Source organism: Streptomyces sp. NBC_00154, assembly GCF_026342835.1.
GTDB lineage: Bacteria > Actinomycetota > Actinomycetes > Streptomycetales > Streptomycetaceae > Streptomyces.
Genome location: NZ_JAPEMI010000005.1, coordinates 1 through 21,086, shown reverse-complemented (window position 1 = coordinate 21,086; position 21,086 = coordinate 1). Strand labels below are relative to the sequence as shown.

The window sequence follows — 21,086 nt, the reverse complement described above, 5'->3', positions numbered from 1 at the left end:
GCTGAGCCGGCACGGAGCCGAGCGACTGAGACGGGACGATCGGTGTCGAGTCATCCGCGGCGGCCGCGCCAGGTGGCGACACCACCGACACGGTCGACAACAGACCGGAGAGCAACGCTCCGGCCACTCCTAGAGAAACCCACCGCGAACGTCGAAACGCCACTGGCACTCCCGCCCCATGCGGGGACACGTCAGCGCACCCCGCCACTCAACAGTTGACCTGCCGAGATGGGTGAGGGCTACCGCGCTCCCCAGCGCGGCACGAAGAGCCATCCAGTCGATCTCGATCAGTGAATGGGGACTGTAGTTCGTGTGAACCAACTGTGAATAGAGTGATCGCGGAATAGTTCCATCCGGATGTAGTGATCCACATCACGACAGGAACCGGCCTGGGGTGGCGCATTGGGCATCGATCCCTGGGTTGGCGTGCCGCAATACCGCTCAGCCGCACGCCAGCATCGAGAAGCGGACCTACACGGATTACACCAATCTGCCCGGATCCGCCATGGAGGGTTTCCTCGGCGCACAGTTCAAGGCGATGGCCGATGCCGCCGACGAGGTCATCTCCGCAGCGGCACAGAAGTGACTGGTCGACAACAGCCATATCGAGCCCGGCGCGCCGATTTGCAGGCCTGGACATTCGAGCCACTTCCCACTCAAGGCCCCACACAGTGACTGCCGTTCGGGGCTTTCCATTGCCGCCAACCAAAGTCGAAATGAATTTAATTGCTATGCATACTTTGACAATGCATAATGGAAATCGCTAGGTGCTGGGCCCTCACCGGATCCCACCACTGATCCAACCAAGCCCGACTGAGGAGAAACCCACATGAGCAGGCAAGACGCCATCGCCTAGGCGCTGCAGGAACGCTCCACCAGACCAAGAGCCTCGTCGAACTGCACGCCGTGCAGTTACGCACTGAACCTGGGCGCCAGCCTCCAGGACATCGCCACCGCCCGGACCCACACCCAGCGCAACTGCCCCCTGTGATGACCGAGACCGCACCCAGCGCACGCACCGTCAGGCGGGCGGCAGCAACTGCCTCCCGCCACACACGAACCGACAGGAGCGCCGCCCCCGATGACCAGCCCCGCCGCGCCCCTCTCCCCCGAACCGCCTACGCCTCAGCACCGCCGCTGCACCTGGAGGCCGACGACCTGATACGGCTGAGGTCTCACCACCGTCGTCGACCAACATCGAAGCCCGTGCCCGCCGCGGCTTCATTGACCAGGCCTCGCAGCACGGCCTGCGTCGTAGCCGTCGTCTTCCTGACCGACTTGGACAGATGCGAGGCCTGCAACGGGCAGCGGTCGGCCAACCGGCACCGTCCCCTCCCCCGTCCTGCGCCGACAGCACGAACAGACACTGGCCGCCATGCCGCTGCTCACCTGTGAGGGATCACCGATATTTGCACCGTGGGCGGCGACCGTCGCTGACCTCGTCGGTCGGGCACGCCGGCTGTGCCGTTGGACACGAAGCCCTGGGGCGAGTTGGACGGCGGCTGCCCGACCTGCAAGCCTCGTCCAACGCTCAGAGAGATGAGAGCCAGAAGATGCTGATGCCGTTGCGGGAGCACCAGGCCGAGGCGGTCGTCGCCACGGTGCGCGAGCTCGACCTGCCGCAGGACGCACCGATGCCGCCGAGGGGTCTGCGCACCCAGGTCACCATGGCCACCGGCAGTGGCAAGACCCTGGTGGCCGTACACACGGCGGAGGAACTCACCGCGGACCGCGTCCTGATTCTGATTCCCTCTCTCGACCTTCTGGAGCAGACCGCCCGCGCCTGGCGCGACGGCGGCCGCCCCGGCCCGTACTTCGGCGTCTCCTCCCTGAAGTCGGAAGAGGTGGGCTTCCCCAACACCACCGACGCCGACGAGCTGGTCCGGCTCACCCGCGGGCCGGGCCGCGTCACCGTCTTCGCGACCTACGCCTCCCTGGGTCTCGGCTTCCTGGAGAAGGCCCATACCGCGGGCCTCCCGCTGTGGAATTTGATCATCGTGGACGAGGCGCACCGGGTTTCTGGCCGGATGGGCAAGCCTTGGGCCGTCGTTCACGACAACACCCGTATCCCCGCTGAGCGGCGCCTCTATATGACCGCCACTCCGCGCGTGTGGCAGGCCGGAGAGGTCGACGACGACGAGACCGGCGGCCGTCGACGGCCTGGCGAGCTGGTCGCGTCCATGCTGGACGACCCCGACGGCGTCTTCGGCAAGGTCGCGTTTCACCTCTCGCTGGAACAGGCGATCGAGCGGGGCATCGTCGCCCCTTACCAGGTGCTGGTAGTCGACGTGCAGGACCCGGCGCTGAACACGGCCCTGCGCACCGCCGGGGACGGCAGTGAAGAGGTCCGCGGCAAGCGGCTCGGCGCCCTGCAGGCCGCGACGCTGAAGGTGTCGGCCAAGGAGGAGCTCGAGCGGGTCCTCTCCTTCCACCAGCGTGTCGCCGAGGCCGAGGCCTTTGCCCTGGGCCTGCCGGGGAAGGCGGCCGAGCTGCACGCCCAGGACGCCGACCTGTACCCCGCAGAGGATCAGGTGTGGGCGCAGTGGCTGCACGGCGAGCACAAGCCGGCCCACCGGCGGCGCGTGCTCGCCCAGTTCGCCGCCGGCGAGACCGACATTGGCACCGAGACCGCGCTGTCGCTGATCGCGTCCGTGAAGGTCCTCGGCGAGGGAGTCGACACCCGTGAGTGCGACGCCGTCGTTTTCGCGGACGTCCGCGGGTCCATGCCCGACCTGGTCCAGGCCGTCGGCCGCGCCCTGCGCATGCACCCGGGCGAAGGGAAGATCGCCACTCTGGTCGTGCCGGCATTCCTTGCTCCTGGTGAGAAGCCGGACGCCATGCTCACGTCGCCGGCGTACAATGGGCTGGCCAAGCTCCTTGCCGCGCTGCGCGCACACGACGCCCGCATCGAGAAGCTCACCGACCCGGGCACATCACGGACCCGCGCCCCCGAGCCCCGCGACGAGACCCACGACTTCGACGAGGACCTGGACCAGGACGACAACGGCGAAGAGCCAGCGGCAGTCAGCCGGCCCGCCAAGGACCTGCTGCGGTTCTCCGCCCCGCGCGACGCACGCCAGCTGGCCGCCTTCATCGAGCTCCGCGTCATCAACCCCGAGCGGGTCCACTGGCGGCGCGGCATCCAGGCCGCGCAGCGCTACGCGAAGGAGCACCGGGACCTGCGCGTGCCGTACGACTACCGCACCCCGGCCGACTGGGCACCCGCCGAATTCCCGCTGGGCGTGTGGGTCACCGACTGCCGCCGGCACTACAACACCGGCCGCCTGGACCCCGACCGCACCGCCCAGCTCCAGGCCCTCGGCATGGTCTGGTCGCACTTCGACACCAGCTTCGAAGAAGGACTGGCCGCGGCCGCAAAGTGGGCCGACGAACACGAAGTCGGCCTCGCCGCACCAGTGGACGCGGTAATCGGCGAGTACCCGGTAGGGCGCTGGCTGAAGAACCAACGGGCAGCCGCACGTCGGGCAGTCGAGCTCGAGCGCTGCCGCGCCGAAGGACTCCCCGAGCCGGAAGGCACCCCCGCTCCCCTGTCCGACGAGCGACGGAACGCGCTGGAAGAAATCGACCCCGGCTGGTGCCCGACCTGGAGCATCGACTGGCAGCGGACCTTCCGGCTCGCCTGGCTCCACACCAAGGCCGGAGGGACCCTGCTCGACAAGGCTGGCGTAGCCATCGCGGACGGCGAGGACCTGGGTAAGTGGGCCGCCGCCCAACGCGTCGGCTTCGCCAAACTGACCGCGCCCCAGCAGGCGATGCTCACCGGCACACTGAACATCACAGCCGCTCCGGCCAAGCGCACCCGGGCTGAGATGTGGGCCGACAACCTGACCGCCGCCCGGCAGTACCACGAGCGCGAGGGGCACCTGGACGTGCCGCGCAGCCACACCGAGCACGTCAAAGGCGAGGCCGTACGGCTGGGCGCCTGGATCAGCCAGCAGCGCGTGAAGGCCGCGCGGCTTGCACCCGAGCGCGTGAAGGAGCTGACCGACGTCGGGATGCGCTGGTCATGAAGCGACTTGAGGCCAGATCGACCGGACAGCGTGGTTCTTGACTCCCTGAGGTCATAGGGGTACCTGGTGTGATCACCCGGAGGTTACGCTTGGGACCGCACGCTAGGGGGGTGTATGCAGTACGAGCAACGTGCCTACGCGCATGTGAAGTTCCTCGGCCTGATGGCGGAACTGTATGAGAACGAGTTCGAGGACTTTTTCCACCGGTTGATGTGCTCCCGGTACCCCGACTTTCTCGACGTACGCACCGCCGGAAGCCTCGGAGACATGTCGGCAGACGGTCTCACCTTGCACTCCCGCAAGCTGTATGCCTGTTATGCCCCCCAGACGGTGAGCCCGTACAAGATCCGCAAGAAGTTCAACAAAGACCTGTCGGGTGCGCTAGCGAAGCGCAGCGGCGAGTTCGATACCTTCGTTTTTGTCCATAACGACAGGCGTGGTGTCCACCCAGAAGTGGCGTCCCTGCTGTCCACTGCAGCATCCAGCACACCGACGGTGGGCTTCCAACAGATGGGGACTCGGCGCTTGTGGCAGGAGTGCATGCAGCTCGACCAGATGACTGCCGAGGATGTACTGCGCTGCGAGATCCCGATCAAGGGAATGACCTTTGGTATCGGAATGGAGGATCTGGAGCCGCTCCTGAAGCAGCTTCAGGAGTTGCGCACCGAGTCCGACCCGCTCATGCCTCTGCCTGACGTGTCGAACGAAAAGCTGGACTTCAACCGAATCGAAGGAGCCGATCGGGAAGATCTCCGACGCGGAAGGCGGCAGAGCCACCTCGTCGATGCTTTCTACGCCGGAACGATGCGTGAGTTGGAGCATGACGAAGTGGCGGAGGGCTTTCGCCTGTACTACCAGCAGGTGCGCCGTGACTGGAGCGACCCTGAGGACGTGCTCTGGCAGCTCAAGATGTATGTCCTGGGCAACGCGCAGCCGCGGCCGAAGGTTTTGCGTGCGGCTCTGGTCGTGCTGGCTCACTTCTTCGAGCGCTGCGACATCTTCGAGGCGCCCCCCGCCGGCTGGCGCCCCGATATCGGGTTGTCTGCGTGATCACTCCGACGAAGGGCATCGCGCCTGACCGTTGCCTGCTGGCTGTAGGGGCACAGATCCTCATTCAGCTGGACGAACCACGCACTGTCAGTCAGGCGTGGTCGCGACTGAAGAGCTGGAGAGCCGGTCACAGTCACACCTCGCCGGTATCGTTCGGCTGGTTCGTTCTGGCTTTGGATGTGCTCTACACCATGGGTGCTGTCGAGCTGGTCCAGGACGTCCTCGTTGCTAGGAGTACGGATGCTGCACCGCTTGAGCGCTGACGATGCCCGGTTCAAGTCCGTGACGTTCACTGCGGGGTTGAACTTATTGGTCGCTGACACGACCGCATCCTCGGCCGACACCGACAGCCGTAACAGCGCGGGCAAGTCAAGTGTGATCGAGCTCGTTCACTTTCTCCTTGGCTCTCGAGCGACCACCAAGTCATTGGCGATGAATAAGGCCCTGCGAGGAATCACCTTCGGTCTCGACATGGACTGGCCTGGGTTGGACCAGCTCCTCGAGGTACGCAGGAGTGGCAGTCGAGCCAAAATCGTGTCGCTGAGCCAAGACGTCTTCGACGTCCCAGCCGATGTGCTCTTCCATGCCAACGGCGGCGCCGAGCTTTCGGTGGAGCAGTGGACCCGGGCGATCGAACGGGACCTGTTCGGACTGCGCGGAGATCACCCAGGTGTGAGCGGCCGCACCCTGCTTTCCTACCTGGTTCGCCGGGCCTCCTCTCACGGTTTCAATGAGCCCACCAAAACCTTCTCTCAGCAGTCCGCTGCGGAGGCATCCTCCAACCTCGCCTACCTTCTGGGCCTGGACTGGCAGCTGGTTGACGGTTACCGCGAGCTCGCGGCCCGCAAGGCGACACGTAACCAGCTGCAGAAGGCGGTCAACGACCCTGACTGGGGTCGCATCGTTGGCTCAACCGCCGACCTCCGTGGTCAGATCACATTGGCGGAGGCTCAGGTGGAGCGGCTACGCGCGCAGGTCGCCGCGTTTCAGGTTGTACCCGAGTACGAGCGGCTCAAAAACCGTGCGGACCAGGTCAGCAGGCGAATTAAGCAGCTCGCCCAGGAAGATGTGATCGACCAGCACAACCTTGAAGAGCTCCAAGCCGCGGTCACCGAGACCGCGGACGTCGAAGTGTCCTACCTGGAGCCGGCGTATCGCGAGATCGGAGTGATCCTCAGCGACCAGATTCGGCGCCGTTTTGAGGACGTCAAGACCTTCCATCATTCGATCGTCCGCAACCGGCGCCGGTTTCTCGAAGAAGAGATCGATGAGCTTACCGAGCGGCTGAGCGCGAGGCGCGCGGAACGCGCCCGCTTGGGAGAGGACCAGTCACGTCTACTGCGGGAACTGGCAGACGGGGGCGCTCTAGAGGCCCTCACAGCCCTGCAAACTGCCCTCGGCCGGGATGAGGCCGCGCTGGGTGCTCTCCGGCATCGCTTCGAAGCAGCTCAGACTCTTGAGGCGAGCGCCCGGCAAATCACTGCGAAGAGTGTGGAGCTCCAGCAGGCAGTGGACACCGACCTTCAAGAACGTCGGCAGCAAACGAACGAGGCCATCCTGCTCTTCTCTCAGTACGCGCAGCGCCTGTACGGCGAGGGTCGCGAAGCGTACCTCGCAATCGAAGCTGGTCGCAGCAGCCTGAGCATCACCCCCCGCATCGACAGCGACGACAGCCGTGGCATCAACAACATGGTCATCTTCTGCTTCGACCTGACCCTGGCCGTCCTTGCCCACCGTCACGGCCGCGGTCCCGACTTCCTCATCCATGACAGCCACCTGTACGACGGTGTCGACGAGCGCCAGATCGCCAAGGCCTTGGCGCTCGCTGTCGAAGTGACCGCGGAAGAAGACATGCAGTACATCGTCACAATCAATACGGACAACCTTGGTGTCGCTGCCCAACGCGGATTCGATCCCCGCCCCTACATACGGAGTCCCCGCCTTACCGACCACGAAGACGGCGGCCTCTTCGGCTTCCGGTTCAAAGCCGCCGGCAAGGCGTAGCACCCCCTCATAGGTACACCCGCATGAGACGACGGAACCAGGTTCAGCCAGTGGCCGCCGCGACTAAGCGGCAGCCTGACGAACTTCGTCCCGTGGACCCTTCGAGCGTGACCGCCGTCTAGCCTGGCGCACGCGTTAACTGCGACAGGACACACTCGGCGTGTGGAACCGGGCAAATCTCGCTTTCCGGCCGAAAAGCGACCCGCAAAAAGGTGGCGTCCGCGGCCGATCTCCAAGTCGCCGGTATGGTGCGACCTCGGAGCCGCTCCTGGGCCGCGAGAGCGGCGCACAGCCGATTTCAGCCCACTGGAATTGGCGATGGCCCGCCATGTGGGTGAAAAACGGAGCGTCTGTTATATGACTAAATACCTCAGTTGGCGAGTGAGCGGTTGATTTGCGGGGTTGCGTGTCCGCGTTCTTCCCAGTCGACGGGCGGTCGCGCCCGGCCAGCACTGGTCCGCCGACGCCGCGACAGAACCTGGGTGATGTGCCTGCCTGGGCATCATCGCGGCTGCCCCAGCCGATGAGGTGTGTGCCCGGCTCTACTCATCCCTACGGCCGTGCGGCAGGGCACACTGAAACAATGGTTGAAATGAGCCCAGGGCAGGCACGCCAGTTCTGGAAGGCACTGATGGACAACGCCTCCTCACTGATCACCGATGCCCACACCTTGCTGTCGGCCGGGTCGTACGGGCGGGCGCGATCTCTCACTGTCCTGGCGCAGGAAGAACTCGGTAAGGCGCTCTGGATCTACAACGTCTTCCAAAACGCCTGGAGCCGAGGCGATAAGACGCCGCGCAACGTGAATGCCCTAGCCCAGCACGGGCGGAGCCACACGAAGAAGTACCTCCAGGCCGTCGTCTTCGGCGACGAACTCGCCGAGTTCTGGGGTGACTACAGCGGCATGCGCGATCTGGGGTCGGACTACGAGTCGTGGGAGGAGGCTCACAGACAACGAGAGAAGGAAGCGGAGATCGCAGCCCGTGAGGCCAACCTCGCCAAACAGCGGGGCTTCTACGTAGACCGCGACAGCGACGGAGCTGTCCATTCTCCCCCCGCCATTCCGGCGGGGACGACGGCGGATGACCTGCGGACGGCAGCGCAGGTCATTGAGATGCTGCTCATCAGCGACCACAGCCGCATGAAGTCCAATACTGCCGTTCCGTATGACAGCACGCACCAGCAGCAGTTTCGCTTGCTGCCCGTCTCGCATCCTGAGGACTGGGGCGGCACCGATCCGGAAGCGGAGGAGGATGACCTCCTAGCTGGAGGGCAGGACCGTGAATAGTCGGTCCTGCGAGCGCCCACAGCTGCCCGCTGGCTGAGCGCTTTCAGTTGCCCGGGTGCGCGCTCGATACGGCACGGGCGCCGTCGCGGGGCTGGTGTGGTCGCACGACTACTCGCTCGTGCCGTGAGCGTGAAGGTATACCGGGTCGGCCGTTCAAGCCGCGGTTGGTTGGGAGCCGATGGTTGCAGTCACGGGGGCCCGATCATGGGTGGTTGAGGGCGATCTCGCCCGGCGCGCTGTTGGCCAGCGTGACCACGGTGTCGGCGTTGTGTCGTACCTCGTCCCATCGGCGTTGGAAGATGCAGTAGGCGATGGCATCGAGGCCGATATGGATGAGGTAAGCGTGGAGGCGCTCGCGCAGGTGGGTCGGGAGCGGCCCGGTGGCGTGCCAGTGGGCCAGCAGTTCGGCGTAGATGTCGATTGAGAGCCACTGCGGGTACCACGGCCACCAGTAGATGAGCCAGGCCGCGTCGTAGAGGTGGTCGCCGTACAGTGCGTTGCCCCAGTCGAGCACGGCGGTGACGGTGCCGCCGGCAGCGAGGACGTTGCGGCTGAGCAGGTCCCCATGGATCATGCGGCGCTCGTTGGGCAGGTACGGCGCCAGTGCGGCGAGTGCGGCCAGCCCGGCCTCCACCGGCCCTAACCCGATCTCGAAGTCGGCCAGTGCTGCCCGCCAGCCAGGTACCCGGGCCGTCTCGGTACCGATGGCCAGCAGCGCGCCCACCCAGGAGTCGTACGGTGCTCGCCCGTCCGGAGTCCAGATGCCGTAGCCGGCGGTGCCGGCAAGGTCGATCCTGCCGATGGCGTCGAGCGCGGTCAGCAGGCTCGGCAGCGTCAGCGCCACGTCGGGTGCCATTAACGAACGTGTAACCAGCCCCAAATGGCGATATTCTGCCTGGTGAGCGCGCTCTGTGCTGATCTCAAGCGTTGTCGCGGGCGCGTTCGAGGACTCGGTACACCGTCGCGCGGCTGACGCTGAACAGCTCGGCGAGGTCGGCGATCGTGTGCTCGCCGGAGGCGTGTTCCTTGACGAGGTGGGCCTGCTGGCGAGCCGTCAGCTTGGGCTGCTTGCCCTTCAGCTTCCCCTTCGCCCTGGCGACGGCCATGCCCTCGCGAGTGCGCATCCGCAGCAGGTCGACCTCGAACTCGGCGAAGGTGGCCAGGATGTTGAAGAACATCTTGCCCATCGGGTCGGCTGGGTCGTAGAGGGTGCCGCCCAGCGAGAGCTTGACGCCGCGGGCGGTGAGGGAGTCACCGATGTCGCGGGCGTCGGGCACGGAGCGGGCGAGGCGGTCGAGCTTGGGGACGACGAGAGTGTCGCCGGCACGGACGGCGGCCAGCGCCTGGTCGAGCCCGGGGCGGTCGCGGTTGGTTCCGGTAAGTCCGTGATCGAGGTAGATGCGGTCCTCTGCGACGCCGAGGCCGAGCAGGATGCCGTGCTGGGCGGTGAGGTCTTGTTCGTCGAGCGAACACCTGGCGTAGCCGATGGACTCGTTCACGGCCCCGAGTGTACGGATAGCCCCCGCTGACCGTACAGATCACCGGACACGTTAAATGAGACGGCGATCTTGCAGGTCGCGGTCTCCCGCCGAGCAAGATCGCGTCTGTTCGTTGGGGGATCCCCTAACGAACGTCTCCATCGTCAAGTTCCGCCCGTCGCCGTGGATGGCGGCCCGCTCCTGGGCCGCTCACCCGCGCTAGAAGCCGCCGAAGGTGGTGGCGTCGTCGGCGAAGGCGATCAGCCGGTCGGCACCTGCATCCCGGTACCCCTCCACCTCCGCCAGCTTCCGGGCCGCCCACACGCGGTCGGAGCCGTCGAAGGTGGTGTCGTCGGCGAAGGCGATCAGCCGGTCGGCACCTGCATCCCGGTACCCCTCCACCCCAGCCAGGTGCTCGGCCGCCCACACGCGGGCGGAACGGTGGAGGGTGACGTCGTTGGCGAGCTGGGCGAGAAGTTGGGCAGCGCGGTCCCGGTACCCCTCCACCCCGGCCAGGTTCGCGGCCACCCACACGCGGTCGGAGCCGTCGAAGGTGGTGGTGTCGTTGGCGAGGGCGATCAGCCGGTCGGCACCTGCATCCTGGTACCCGTCCACCTCGGCCAGCTTCCGGGCTGCCCGCACGCGGTCGAAGCCGCCGAAGGTGGTGGTGTCGTCGGCGAGGGCGATCAGCCGGTCGGCACCTGCATCCCGGTACCCCTCCACCTCGGCCAGCTTCCGGGCTGCGCGCACGCGGTCGGAGCTGTCGAGGGTGGTGTCGTCGGCGAGCTGAGTGAAGAGCTGGGCACCTGCATCCCGGTACCCCTCCACCCCAGCCAGCTTCCGGGCTGCGCGCACGCGGTCGGAGCTGTCGAGGGTGGTGTCGTCGGCGAGCTGAGTGAAGAGCTGGGCACCTGCATCCCGGTACCCCTCCACCCCAGCCAGCTCCCGGACCGCCCGCACGCGGTAGAAGCTGTCGAAGGTGGTGTCGTTGGCGAGGGCGATCAGCCGGTCGGCACCTGCATCCCGGTACCCCTCCACCCCAGCCAGCTCCCGGGCCGCCCACACGCGGGCGGAACGGTGGAGGGTGACGTCGTTGGCGAGCTGGGCGAGAAGTTGGGCAGCGCGGTCCCGGTACCCGTTCACCCCGGCCAGGCCCTTGGCCGCGAGCACGCGGCACCAGCCGTCGAAGGCTTTGTCCTGAGCGAAGCGGGTGAGTTGTCTCGCGGTGGGTGCGGTGCGGAGGCTGGTCCTCAAGGCCACCTGCTCTACGAGGAAGCCGCAGGCGCGCTCTCCCGCCTGACGAGTGAGGGCTTCGATTCTGTTGGTCGTCTCGGCTGCCATGCCGCCGGGGCAGGTGAGGAGAGCGTCGAGGAGGAAGCCCAGGTAGGACGGTTCGGTGGCTGGAACCTGGGACTGCCCTGGAGGAAACAGCTCGTCGAGGAGTTCGGCGCGCGCCTGTTCGTCTCGTGTGGCGTGGCGGGCGGCGTGGTATTCGAGGAAGGTCTGGTGGGGGAAGCCGAGGCCATCCGCGTGGTGGACCAGCAGGCCGGTATGCCGGAGAAGGTCCTCCAAGAACGTTTCCCAGCGCTTCGGGCGCACCCTGTCGGGGCAGTGGACGGCCTCGTGCGATGCCAGTGCCTCGGTTACTGGGATCTGCTGTCCTGTGAGCGATTGGTGGGCCAGGTAGTCGATCAGCTCGGGCAGCCGTTCGTGAACCTGCCGTGCGGCAGCGTCGGTCGCCTTGCGTGCCCGCGGACTCTGGAGCTGTTGTGCGAGGCGCTGGATCGCTTCTTCGTGGCTGTCTGCGACACGCTTGTTCTGGTTGTTCTCATAGAGCAGGTCGGTAAATGCCTCATACACCGCGGTGCGGCCGTCGGGCAGCGGACGTTCGGGGTCGGCGAGATAGAGCTGGCAGAGCATGAACACCATCAGCGGGGTGCGGGCCAGCTCGACCAGGGAGGCGTCGCGGAGCGCGCCGGTGAACTGATGGGCACGGCGGGTGGCCTCCTCCTGTGGCCACCGGGTGCTGAAGTACTTTTCGACGTAGGTGCGCAGATCATCGGTGGTGAAGGGCTGCAGTTCGTAATGCGGCGCCGCACCGCCGAGGACGTTGAGTTCGTTTTCGGTCAGGGGGCGGGTGGCCACGACGCACCGGTACAGCGGTGGGTCTTGCGTGACAGCGTTGGCGAGCTTCTGCAAAACGGCGCAACGCTCGTCCGCGTTGGGAAGCTCGTCGAGGTCGTCGACGAGCACCTGCCAGTGCGCCCCGGTGCACGGCCGCTCAAGGAAGCGGGCCCTGGTTAGTTCCGGGTGCCGCCCATACCGGGAGAGCTTTCTGGTGGCGGCGGCGAGCGCATCGGGTACCTGCGTCTCCTCCCCGGCGAGGGCGCGTGCGCTCACCCAGATCGGGACTGCCGGAGAGGACTTCCGGGCGGTCTGCGTGCTGCCGAGCCATACACTGGCCGCGTCGCGTAGCCACGTGCGCAGCAGAGTGGACTTGCCGCCTCCCGGGCCGGCGATGAGCACGCACAAGCGATCGGCCTTCAGGAAGACTGCTTCAGCGGGCTCGGCGGCAGAGCCGTCGCGGGGCACGTGCCCGTCCCGGGCCACAGGCCGACTGCGCTGGCGCACGTAGACCTCGGGCAGGGAAGGCGGGCCAATCTGGCCGGGAATGCCCGGATACGGGTGCTGCTGGGCGGCCTTCCAGACGGCTTCAAGGTAGCCGCGTACCTCCTCGTCCAGGCTGGTCCCGCGCTGGGCATCCTCGTGGAGCTTGTACCAGTGGTGGCGGAGCCTGCCGACAGACGGCTTGTCGCGGAGCTGCCCGGTCCATTCCAGCATGACGGCGACCATGGACCACAGATCGTCGAAGTCCTGCGGCACGCTGGGCTCCTTCGAGCCCCTCTGTTTGGGGAACCAGTCGTTGACCGTCTGAGGGGACAGGTCTGCGCCGCTTTCCTTGCGCGGCCAGGGCACGTCCTTTGGGCGGCCTGCAGCTGTCCGTCGGCGCCTGTTAGCCTCCTCGACCGCGGCCTTCTGTGTCCTCTCCGGCTGGCGCAGCTCACGCAGCTCGGCGTGGAGCTGTCCGAGTTGCGCCGCCAGAGCTTGGCGTCCCGCGGGCTCTTCCATCGTGCTCACTTCCTCCCTTTCCGCTTGGGGGCTGATCCGATCCGGCGTGATCCGGCGACCCAGGACCGGACGGCGCTGTGACCTGGGGGCTTGCGGCCGGAAATCCGGCGATCCGATATCCATGGCCGACCCTCGGGGGTGGTGGCGAGGGTGCTCGTGGCCGCCTCGTCCGGGGCGGGTAAGGCCGCTAGGGAGAGGACTGACACATGGACATCTGGTGGGCGGCGGTGCTGCTGGCCGGGTTGGTGATCCTCGCGAGCGCCGCGGTGACCATCACCTGCCTGGCGCTGAAGGGCACCGCTTCGCAGGACCGCGCCAGCATCCTGCGGGCCGTCGCGGAGGTCGTGCGGGCACTGCGCGGACGCCGATGACGGACCAGATATTGCGGCCCACCGCCTCGCCGTCATCGGCCCGCTCCCGCGGGGCCGATGGCGAGGCGGGATGTGAGGTCGAGCCTGACTTCGCCGTAGGGGCGCACGTGGGACCAGAACAGCGGGGTCAGGCCGTGGCGGTCGGCGGGGGCCGAGCAGCTCGGCCCAGGTGGGCTCGGCAAGGACGTCCTGGAGCATCAGCGTGTTGACGTACACCAGCGACGCCTGGAGGATCTGCAGGCACAGCGCCGCCATCTCCACCTCTTCGCGCTGGTTGGAGGAAATCTCCCCGCCCTTGCCGTAATAGATCACCGCGTTCGCCGCGTTCCAGGACTCCACCACGTTCAGTCCCTCCTCGATCTCCCGTTGGAGGTCCCGGTCGAGGAGGTAGCGGGCGACGAACAATGTGCGCTGGGCGCGGCCGATCTCCAGCATCGCCTGGTAGGCCGGATGGGAGGCGGCCCGGGTGAAGCGGGACAGGATCGCCTCGGTGGAGGCGGTGCCGGTGCGGATCGCGGTGGCGTACTTGATGACCTGGTCGTAGTTGGCGTTGATGACGTCCCAGCGGATCGGCCGGGTCAACGCCGCCTGAAGATTCGGGTAGGCGCCGGGCTCGCCGGCGGTCGGCCGGTACAACCGCACCCGGTTGATCTGCTTGATCCGCGGCAGCAGGTCCACGTTCAGCAGCCGCGTGATCCCAAAGCCAATTTCGGACTGGCCATGGCTGTCTACATAGTTGCCCTCGACGCTCATCGTGGTGCCGTGCCGGATGGCGCCCTCGACCATCGCCGCGACCTCCGAGGCGGAGGCCCGCAGCGTCTGGGAGTGCACCACCACCGACCCCCGCTCGACGTGCCAGTACACCAGGATGCCGCGGCCGCCATAGCGGGAGTGCCACTCGGTGAACAGGTTCTGGTCCCACGAGCGGAAGTGCGTGGAGTCCGAGGCCACCGCCGTCGACCCGGCGCCCCACAGCCCCGCGTCGCGGGCGGCGAAGGTGGCGTTGGCGATCTCGATGGCGATCTGCCGGGCCGCCTCCGGGGTCAGGTGGCGGCGCCGCACGTAGCGGATCTCCTCCTCGGTGTGGCCGTGTGCACCGCCGGCCACCGACCGGATCCCCGTGTTGGTCCCGTAGGCGTAGATCGCAAGCATCAGCCGTTCGGCCAACACCTCGGGCGCCAGGTGCCCGCTGCCGGCCACCGAGGCGACTGCGTTCAGGCAACCGGTCCGCAATACCGCTTCCTTGAGCATGTCGATCAGCGGCACTGCGTTCCAACGGCGGCTCACCTCGTTCTTGACCCGGCGCAGGTTGCGCGGCTCCTCCTGCGCCTCCGGCGCGTTGAACTTGATCGCCCCGGCCTTGCGCTCCTTGACCTCCACCCAGTCCAGCTCCGGCAGGGCTTCATCGAGGTCGGCCAGGGCCTGCTCCATCTCCTCCCGCAGAGACGTGGTGAACACCGCCGGGTCCAGCGGCTTGCGCAGCTCTCCGTAGTGCTCGGTGCGGCGGGCCTCGAAGTCCTTGGGCAGGTCCTCGTCCGGGTTGCGCCATCGCCCGGCGCCGACCACCCACACCTCCTTGCACCGCAGTTGCTCACGCAGGGCCTGGAAGGTGGCCACCTCATAGACCATGCGCACGATCCGGCGTCGGCCCCGCTTGTCCGCCCGGTGCACCAGCTCCGCCCACTGCCCGGTGGTGCCGCGGTGCTCCGGAGCGCTCTCCCCGAGCGGGTAATAGGTGGTATTCCCTGCCTTCGCGTACCGCTGCACGAGGTCCAACGCGTCAATGACCGGGCGGTGCGCGGAGTTGTTGGAGCGGAACTCCAGCACGCCCAGCAGCTCGATCAGGCCCTTGCGGTAGTGGTTGGTGTAGGACGCCTTCAGCGTGGTCTGCACCGTCCGCCGATACACCGGCCCCTTCGTCTTGTACTCGTGCACCAGCTCCTTCAACGTCTGCTCGCCACCCCGCACAGCGGGGAAGACCACCTCGCGCACCTCGCCGTCCGGCGCGGCCAAGGACGCCTCGGCGATGGTGAACAGAATGTTCTCCTTGCCAGACACCCGCTTGAAGGCGTTGATCAGCTCGTTCGTCACCTTCTGCTCGGCGCGTGCGCCGATCCGGTGCACCGTGGCGATCAGCAGGTCCACCAGCGAGTCGGTGACCTCGCGCGCCCGCTCCACCAGCAGCGCGGACAGCAGGGTCACGGCCGCCTCGTCCGACCGGCGGCGCAGGTGAGACGGCGATTCGACGGCCGCCCGCTGCCGCCAGGAGGCCAGCACCTTCGGCGCTACGTCTGCGAACAGCAACGAGGGCAGGCTGATCGCCCGGATCGCGGTCAGCTTGCGGATCTCCCGCAGCATCGACTCCAGGCTGACGTTGCCCGGCATCGCCTTGGCCAGAGCCAGCACCCACTCACCGTCCTCTGCCGCGGCGCCGTCCTGCTCCACCTCGGCATCGTCAGCGGCCGCTACCAGGGCGAGGACCCTGGCCCGCACCTCCGCCGTCAGCCGCGCAGCGATGCGCGCGAACCAGGTCTCCTCCGCGGTGTGCAGGGCCGAGCGGACCATCCGGGTGATCCGGTCCGGCGTCGGCGGCTCGATGGATTCCTCGCGGCAGTGCTTCAGCAGTTCCTCGCGCACCCGGTCGGCATTCCGCTCCGCGTGCGCGACATTGGCCGCCAGCCAGGCCGTCAGCTTCTCCGCGTCCTGCACCGAACACACCCGGAACCCCAGGTGCTCACGTATCTGCGCACGGTGGTACTCGATCGTGCTGCCGGTCCACTGGTAGGAGTCGAACTCCGCAGCCGGCATCTTCATCTGCCTGGAGATGAAGGCGACCACCTCATCCGGGAGCTCCGCCCGGCCCCGGGGGAACCGTCCGTGCTGCGTGTAGTGCTTCAGCAGCAGCGCGAAGCCCAAACGCGTCGCACCGCGCTTCCCCGCGACAAGCTCCAACTCGTCATCGAGCACCGTCCAGTGCTCGACCAGCTCGTCCATGCCCACCGGCTGCCGGCCCATGGCTGCACATCATGCCGGAGATCCCCTGGTCAGAACGGCCACTCCAGTAAAGATCCACCCGGTTTGGGGCTGGTGGCGATCCTGCAGGCTTGTTCCGTACCCAGCGGGGCTGACGGCTCGTTGGCCAGGACAGTAGCGGCCGTCTTGGCGTTCCCGGTCGCGGGTGGGGTGTGGAATGTCGATGCAGCCGTGGCCGTGGCCGAAGGTGCCCGAGCTGACAGCGCAGGTGGCGCGATCGGTCGCAGCACGGGGCCCGTACCCGCTGGCAATGCGAGTACGTGACGAGCTGGGCGAGCTGTTCGCGGACGCCGAGTTCGCCGAGGCGTTCGGAGCGAGAGGACGGCCGGGCTGGTCACCGGGCCAGCTGGCGCTGGTGACGGTGCTGCAGTTCGCTGAGAACCTCACCGACCGGGCGGCGGCGCATCGGGCGCGGTACAGCATGGACCTGAAGTATGCGCTCGGCCTGGAGCTGGACGATCCCGGGTTCGACGCCTCGGTGCTGTCCGGGTTCCGCACGCGACTGGTCGAGCACGGGATGGAGGAGAAAGCTCTCGACCTGCTGCTGACCGCGCTCAAGGACCGGGGCCTGGTGAAGGCGGGCGGCCAGCAGCGCACGGATTCCACCCGCGTGCTGGCGGCGGTACGCGATCTGAACAGGCTGGAGCTGGCCGGGGAGACGCTGCGGGCCGCGCTGGAGGCGCTGGCCTGCGCGGCACCGGACTGGCTGGCCGAGGCGGTGCCCGTACGGGAATGGGCCGAACGCTACGGCCCGCGGACCCACTCCTGGCATCCGCCGGCTTCTACGAGCAAACGTGAGGAGATGGCCCTGGTCTACGGCCGGGACGGGTTTGCAATGCTGGAGGCGGTGCACGCCCCTGACGCGCCGGCCTGGCTGCGCGAACTCCCGGCGGTGCAGGTCCTGCGCACAGTGTGGACGCAGAACTACCACCGCACCGTGACCGGGGCCGGGACGGAGGTGAAGCGGCGGGAGAGCGGAGACCTCCCGCCCGGCAGGGTGCGGCTGGCCTCCCCGTACGACACGGACGCGCGCTACGGCCTCAAGCAGGGCTCCTGGTGGACCGGGTACAAGGTCCACATCAGTGAGTCCTGCGATGAAACCGATGACCGGGACGCGGCCACCGGCCAGGCGATGATCCCTGGAGCTGACGGACCGCCGCCGCGCCAAATCACCAGCATCGCGACCACCGACGCCACAGTGACCGACGCGGAGATGACCGAACCGGTCCATCACATGCTCGCCGCCCGTGATCTTCTGCCCGCCGAGCACTTCCTCGATTCCGGTTATGCCTCCGCCGAGTTGATCGTGGGCGTGAAGAAGAACTTCGGGGTCACCCTGGTCACTCCGGTCCTGCTGAACAGCTCACCCCAGGCACGTGGCGGCGCCGGGTTCGACCGCACCGCGTTCACCATCGACTGGGACAAGCGGCAGGCCACCTGCCCACGCGGGGACACCAGCACCTGGTGGAGCCCCGCCACGCAGCGCGGCACCAAGGCCATCGTCATCAAATTCGACAAGGAGACATGCCGCCCCTGCCCGGTGCGCAACCAGTGCACCCGCTCGAAGACCGGCGGCCGGACTCTCTCCCTGCAACCCCGCGAGCTGCAAGAATCCCTCGACCATGCTCGCCTTCAACAGGCCGACGAGCAGTGGCGAGCCAAGTACGGAACCCGCGCGGGCGTGGAGGGAACCATCCACCAGGCCATCGCGGTCACCGGGATGAGACGTTCCCGCTACCTCGGTCTCCAGAAGACCCATCTGGAGCACGTCTTCTCCGCCGTTGCGCTCAACCTCATTCGGCTCGATGCCTGGTGGAACGGCCACCCGCTCGACCGTACCCGCGTCAGCCACCTTGCCCGCCTCGACCTCTCCCTCGCCGCGTGATCCGAGTAGAGCCAGCAGGATCTTCACCAGCCGCAAACGGCAGTGATCAGTCCTCTGACCTGGAGGGTCAGGGCAGTTCGGCCGTGCTCGGGGAAGACGACACGGTATGCGGCTGAGATGCTGGGGCCGGGGTCGGGGATGTGGGCCCGCTGCGGTGAATCCATAGGAGGGCTCCTGCCAGCAGCACTGTGCCTCCCAGCAGCCAGGGCAGCGGGCCTGAGGGAAGGGCCCCAATGATCAAGCCGGTGAGAGCTCCCATCAGTTGCTGGGCGAGGGACTGGACGGACAGCGCGGTGGCGCGACCCGAACTGGCGACACGGCGGTGCAGGAGGTCGTTCTCGCTCGGTCCCGCTATGCCGAGCCCGAGGTAGACCAGGCCGTAGCCGATGGCCGCGAGGACCGTGGAGCCCACTGTCGTGAAGGCTGCGGTGGCCCCGAGCAGAAGCAGGCCGCTCGCGCTGGTGCCGAGGCTCGCCATGACTGCACGCTCGCCACTGCCCGCAAGCCGGGCGGCCAGCGGTGCGAGGTGGCTGCCGATCCCGGAGCAGACGAATCCAGCGCAGGCGAGTGCGGCGAAGAGCACCGCCCCCGACTCCGATGCGCCGGTGAGGGTTGCGGCACGGCCTGGCGTGAGCAGTTCGATAGCGGCCAGGGCGCTGCCGGCGGCCGCTGCGGTGAGGAGTACCCGGCGGACCAGCGCGTCGCGGCCCCCGAACCGCAGTCCGCCCATGACGGTGGCCGGGATGCCTCGGAGTACCTCGCGCAGGCTGGTCCTTGGCCGGGGCGGCTCGGGCAGAGCAGTCAAGACGTACAGGACGAAGGCGATCTCGACCGCCGCGCCCAGCAGCAGCGGGACGGAAAGGGGCAGCACCAGATCGGAAGTTGCCTTGCTCATTCGGGCGCCGAGGTCGGGCCCGAGTCCGAGCAGCCAGGGAAGGGCACCACCGAACAGGGTGCCGGTTGCGAGGGCGGCGGATGTCGCGGAGCCGCCGCGGGCCAGTCCGGTGCGCAGGTCTGCGTCGGGTCCGGAGTGCGCGTGGACGGTGTCGACGTACCACGCTTCGGCCGGTCCGCTGGACAGGGCACGGCCTGCGCCCATCAGGGCCATGCCGAGTCCGAGCAGCCAGGGAGTAGTTCCCAGGCCTTGGAGGGTTAAGGCGGCCAGGTTCAGAAGGCCGGCGGCAGCCAGCACCACACGGCGTCCCAGGACGTCGGACAGTCCTCCGGTGGGCAGTTCCAGCGCGGCGGCCGTGAGGGAGTGCGCGGCGAAGAAGCCCGCGATGGTCACCATGGGCATGCCTCGCTCGGTGAACAGCAGGATCAGCGGAGCGATGGTCAGTCCTAGCGGCAGCCAGAACAGAACGCAGACCGTGACGTAGCGGCGGCGTGCGGTGCGTATGTCCAGTGGCCCGGTCATGACGCGTCCTGGGCATCTGTCCCTGCCGGGGCAGAGGTGTCCGGCTCAGAGCCGGCGTCGCGCGGAGCCAGGGGCAGCCCGGCGGTGAGGAACATGACCTGCACTGCGCGCGGATCTCCCGCATCGCGGGTGGTCAGTTCCTCCAGCTTCCGGTCGAGCACCTCGCAGAGCTCGGTGAGCGACTCGGGGGTCAGGCGGGGCATCAAGTCGCCGATCCCGGAAGGCTCCACCCACTCCTGGCCCAGCCGCCCGTCGGCGATGTCGGCCTCGTGCCGGGCGAGAGAAGCCTCCAGGTGCTCAATCTGGGCCCTGCGGGACAAGCTGACATGGGCGCGGCTGCCCGGTGTGGCTTGCATTGCCTTGTTGCTCCAGGAGGTCAGGGAGTGCACCGATCGCCAGCGGCGCTCCCGCCCGTCACGGTGCTCGGCCTCGGCGACGAACGCGTACTTCGCCAGCACCCGCAGGTGATAGCTGGTGGAAGCGGATGACTCCCCGGCCTTGACCCCGAGTTCACTCGCGGTGGCCGGGCCGTCCTGCCGCAGCATCCCGAGCAACCGGATACGAAGCGGGTGCGTGAGTGCCTTCAGGGCTGCTGCGTCCTGCTCGGGATCGAGTACGCGTTTCTGCTCTTCGCTGACCATGACGGGAGAGTAGGGCGAACCAGAGATTTTCCAAAAGTATTTTTGCAGAAATTCTTTTGGAAAGTTGGCTGGTAGTCCGTGTCACCGGCACCGCGTCGGTAACCGGACTAGACAAGATCACCGCCGTTTGCGGCTGGTGACGATCCTGCTGGTTTTGCTCGGTCACGCGGCGAGGGAGAGGCCGAGTCGGGCAAGGTGGCTCGCATCGCCAGCGGGTACGGGCCCCGTGCTGCTATTCCACACCCCACCCGCGACCGGGAACGCCAAGACGGCCGCTACTGTCCTGGCCAACGAGCCGTCAGCCCCGCTGGGCACGGAATAAGCCAGCAGGATCGGTGACACGGTTGTTACCGGCACCCGCACGTCGGAAGCGGACAGGTCGTCGAACCCGGTCCCGTGCGCGCGGGCCGAGATCGCATACTGCCAGGCGTCGACCATGCCCCTCGCCAGCACCGGCGGGACCGGCAGGTTGGGTCCTGCAAAGCGGGCGGCAAGCTCGTCCTTGGCGAAATCCGTACCGTGCGCGCCGATACGCAGTACCACCTCCACGTCGTCGATGGTCAGCTCAAACGCCTGAGACCAGGCGCCGGCCGCCAGCGGCTGTGGTTCGGTCGCGCGCCCCCCGAAAGTCGTGCGCACCATCCGTCGGACCAGATCCGGCGGCACGGCGGAGGTAGGTTCGGTAGGCATCCGAGCATGTTAGTGCCGTGACTGTGAACGATCGATCCGGTCCTGGGCCCGCAGGAACGAGGCCTAGCT

The 21,086-nt window shown here is 67.4% G+C and carries 14 protein-coding genes; 7 read left to right on the top strand and 7 right to left on the bottom strand.

Features of this window, described 5'->3' with window-relative positions; all coding sequences use genetic code 11:
• Window positions 1-421 precede the first annotated feature (421 nt).
• The 6 genes from OHA03_RS47150 (at window position 422) to OHA03_RS47125 (ending at window position 8,373) form a co-directional block, all read left to right on the top strand.
• Window positions 422-586: a hypothetical protein gene (locus OHA03_RS47150; protein ID WP_267010101.1), complete on the top strand. Its 165-nt coding sequence runs from the start codon at window positions 422-424 to the stop codon at window positions 584-586.
• Window positions 587-1,559: 973 nt separating this feature from the next.
• A complete protein-coding gene (locus OHA03_RS47145; RefSeq protein ID WP_267010174.1) occupies window positions 1,560-4,031 on the top strand; it encodes a DEAD/DEAH box helicase in 2,472 nt (823 codons plus the stop codon).
• A 114-nt stretch (window positions 4,032-4,145) separates the two neighbouring features.
• Window positions 4,146-5,081 carry an ABC-three component system protein gene (locus OHA03_RS47140; protein WP_267010100.1) on the top strand — a complete coding sequence of 312 codons (936 nt, stop codon included), beginning with the start codon at window positions 4,146-4,148 and terminating at the stop codon, window positions 5,079-5,081.
• Window positions 5,078-5,344 (top strand): ABC-three component system middle component 6, encoded by a 267-nt coding sequence (locus OHA03_RS47135; protein WP_267010099.1) that lies wholly within the window; start codon window positions 5,078-5,080, stop codon window positions 5,342-5,344. Before OHA03_RS47140 ends, OHA03_RS47135 begins: the two co-directional genes overlap by 4 nt.
• A complete protein-coding gene (locus OHA03_RS47130) occupies window positions 5,322-7,085 on the top strand; it encodes an ABC-three component system protein (protein WP_267010098.1) in 1,764 nt (587 codons plus the stop codon). Before OHA03_RS47135 ends, OHA03_RS47130 begins: the two co-directional genes overlap by 23 nt.
• Window positions 7,086-7,668: 583 nt before the next feature.
• Window positions 7,669-8,373 (top strand): AbiV family abortive infection protein, encoded by a 705-nt coding sequence (locus tag OHA03_RS47125; protein WP_267010097.1) that lies wholly within the window; start codon window positions 7,669-7,671, stop codon window positions 8,371-8,373.
• A 202-nt stretch (window positions 8,374-8,575) separates the two neighbouring features.
• On the opposite strand, the gene OHA03_RS47120 is transcribed toward OHA03_RS47125, so the two are convergent.
• The 4 genes from OHA03_RS47120 to OHA03_RS47105 all read right to left on the bottom strand — a co-directional run bounded on the left by OHA03_RS47120 (window position 8,576) and on the right by OHA03_RS47105 (window position 16,366).
• Complete coding sequence (locus OHA03_RS47120) at window positions 8,576-9,229, bottom strand: phosphotransferase (RefSeq protein ID WP_267010096.1); 654 nt, start codon at window positions 9,227-9,229, stop codon at window positions 8,576-8,578.
• Between the two features lie 64 nt (window positions 9,230-9,293).
• The gene (locus OHA03_RS47115) at window positions 9,294-9,872 is read right to left on the bottom strand and encodes a recombinase family protein (protein WP_267010095.1); all 579 of its coding nucleotides are present in this window, start codon (window positions 9,870-9,872) and stop codon (window positions 9,294-9,296) included.
• Window positions 9,873-10,070: 198 nt separating this feature from the next.
• Complete coding sequence (locus OHA03_RS47110) at window positions 10,071-12,980, bottom strand: NACHT domain-containing NTPase (RefSeq protein WP_267010094.1); 2,910 nt, start codon at window positions 12,978-12,980, stop codon at window positions 10,071-10,073.
• Between the two features lie 5 nt (window positions 12,981-12,985).
• On the bottom strand, window positions 12,986-16,366 hold the full coding sequence (locus OHA03_RS47105; RefSeq protein WP_267010093.1) for a Tn3 family transposase: 3,381 nt from the start codon (window positions 16,364-16,366) through the stop codon (window positions 12,986-12,988).
• 268 nt (window positions 16,367-16,634) lie between these two features.
• Here OHA03_RS47105 and OHA03_RS47100 point away from each other — a divergent pair, with 268 nt between their 5' ends.
• Complete coding sequence (locus tag OHA03_RS47100) at window positions 16,635-18,269, top strand: IS1182 family transposase (RefSeq protein WP_267010092.1); 1,635 nt, start codon at window positions 16,635-16,637, stop codon at window positions 18,267-18,269.
• A 67-nt stretch (window positions 18,270-18,336) separates the two neighbouring features.
• On the opposite strand, the gene OHA03_RS47095 is transcribed toward OHA03_RS47100, so the two are convergent.
• The 3 genes from OHA03_RS47095 to OHA03_RS47085 all read right to left on the bottom strand — a co-directional run bounded on the left by OHA03_RS47095 (window position 18,337) and on the right by OHA03_RS47085 (window position 20,969).
• Window positions 18,337-19,686, bottom strand: coding sequence for an MFS transporter (locus OHA03_RS47095; protein ID WP_267010091.1), 1,350 nt, complete (start codon window positions 19,684-19,686; stop codon window positions 18,337-18,339).
• Window positions 19,683-20,327 (bottom strand): helix-turn-helix transcriptional regulator, encoded by a 645-nt coding sequence (locus OHA03_RS47090; RefSeq protein WP_267010090.1) that lies wholly within the window; start codon window positions 20,325-20,327, stop codon window positions 19,683-19,685. Before OHA03_RS47090 ends, OHA03_RS47095 begins: the two co-directional genes overlap by 4 nt.
• Before the next feature lie 162 nt (window positions 20,328-20,489).
• Window positions 20,490-20,969, bottom strand: coding sequence for a hypothetical protein (locus OHA03_RS47085; RefSeq protein WP_267010089.1), 480 nt, complete (start codon window positions 20,967-20,969; stop codon window positions 20,490-20,492).
• Window positions 20,970-21,086: the final 117 nt, after the last annotated feature.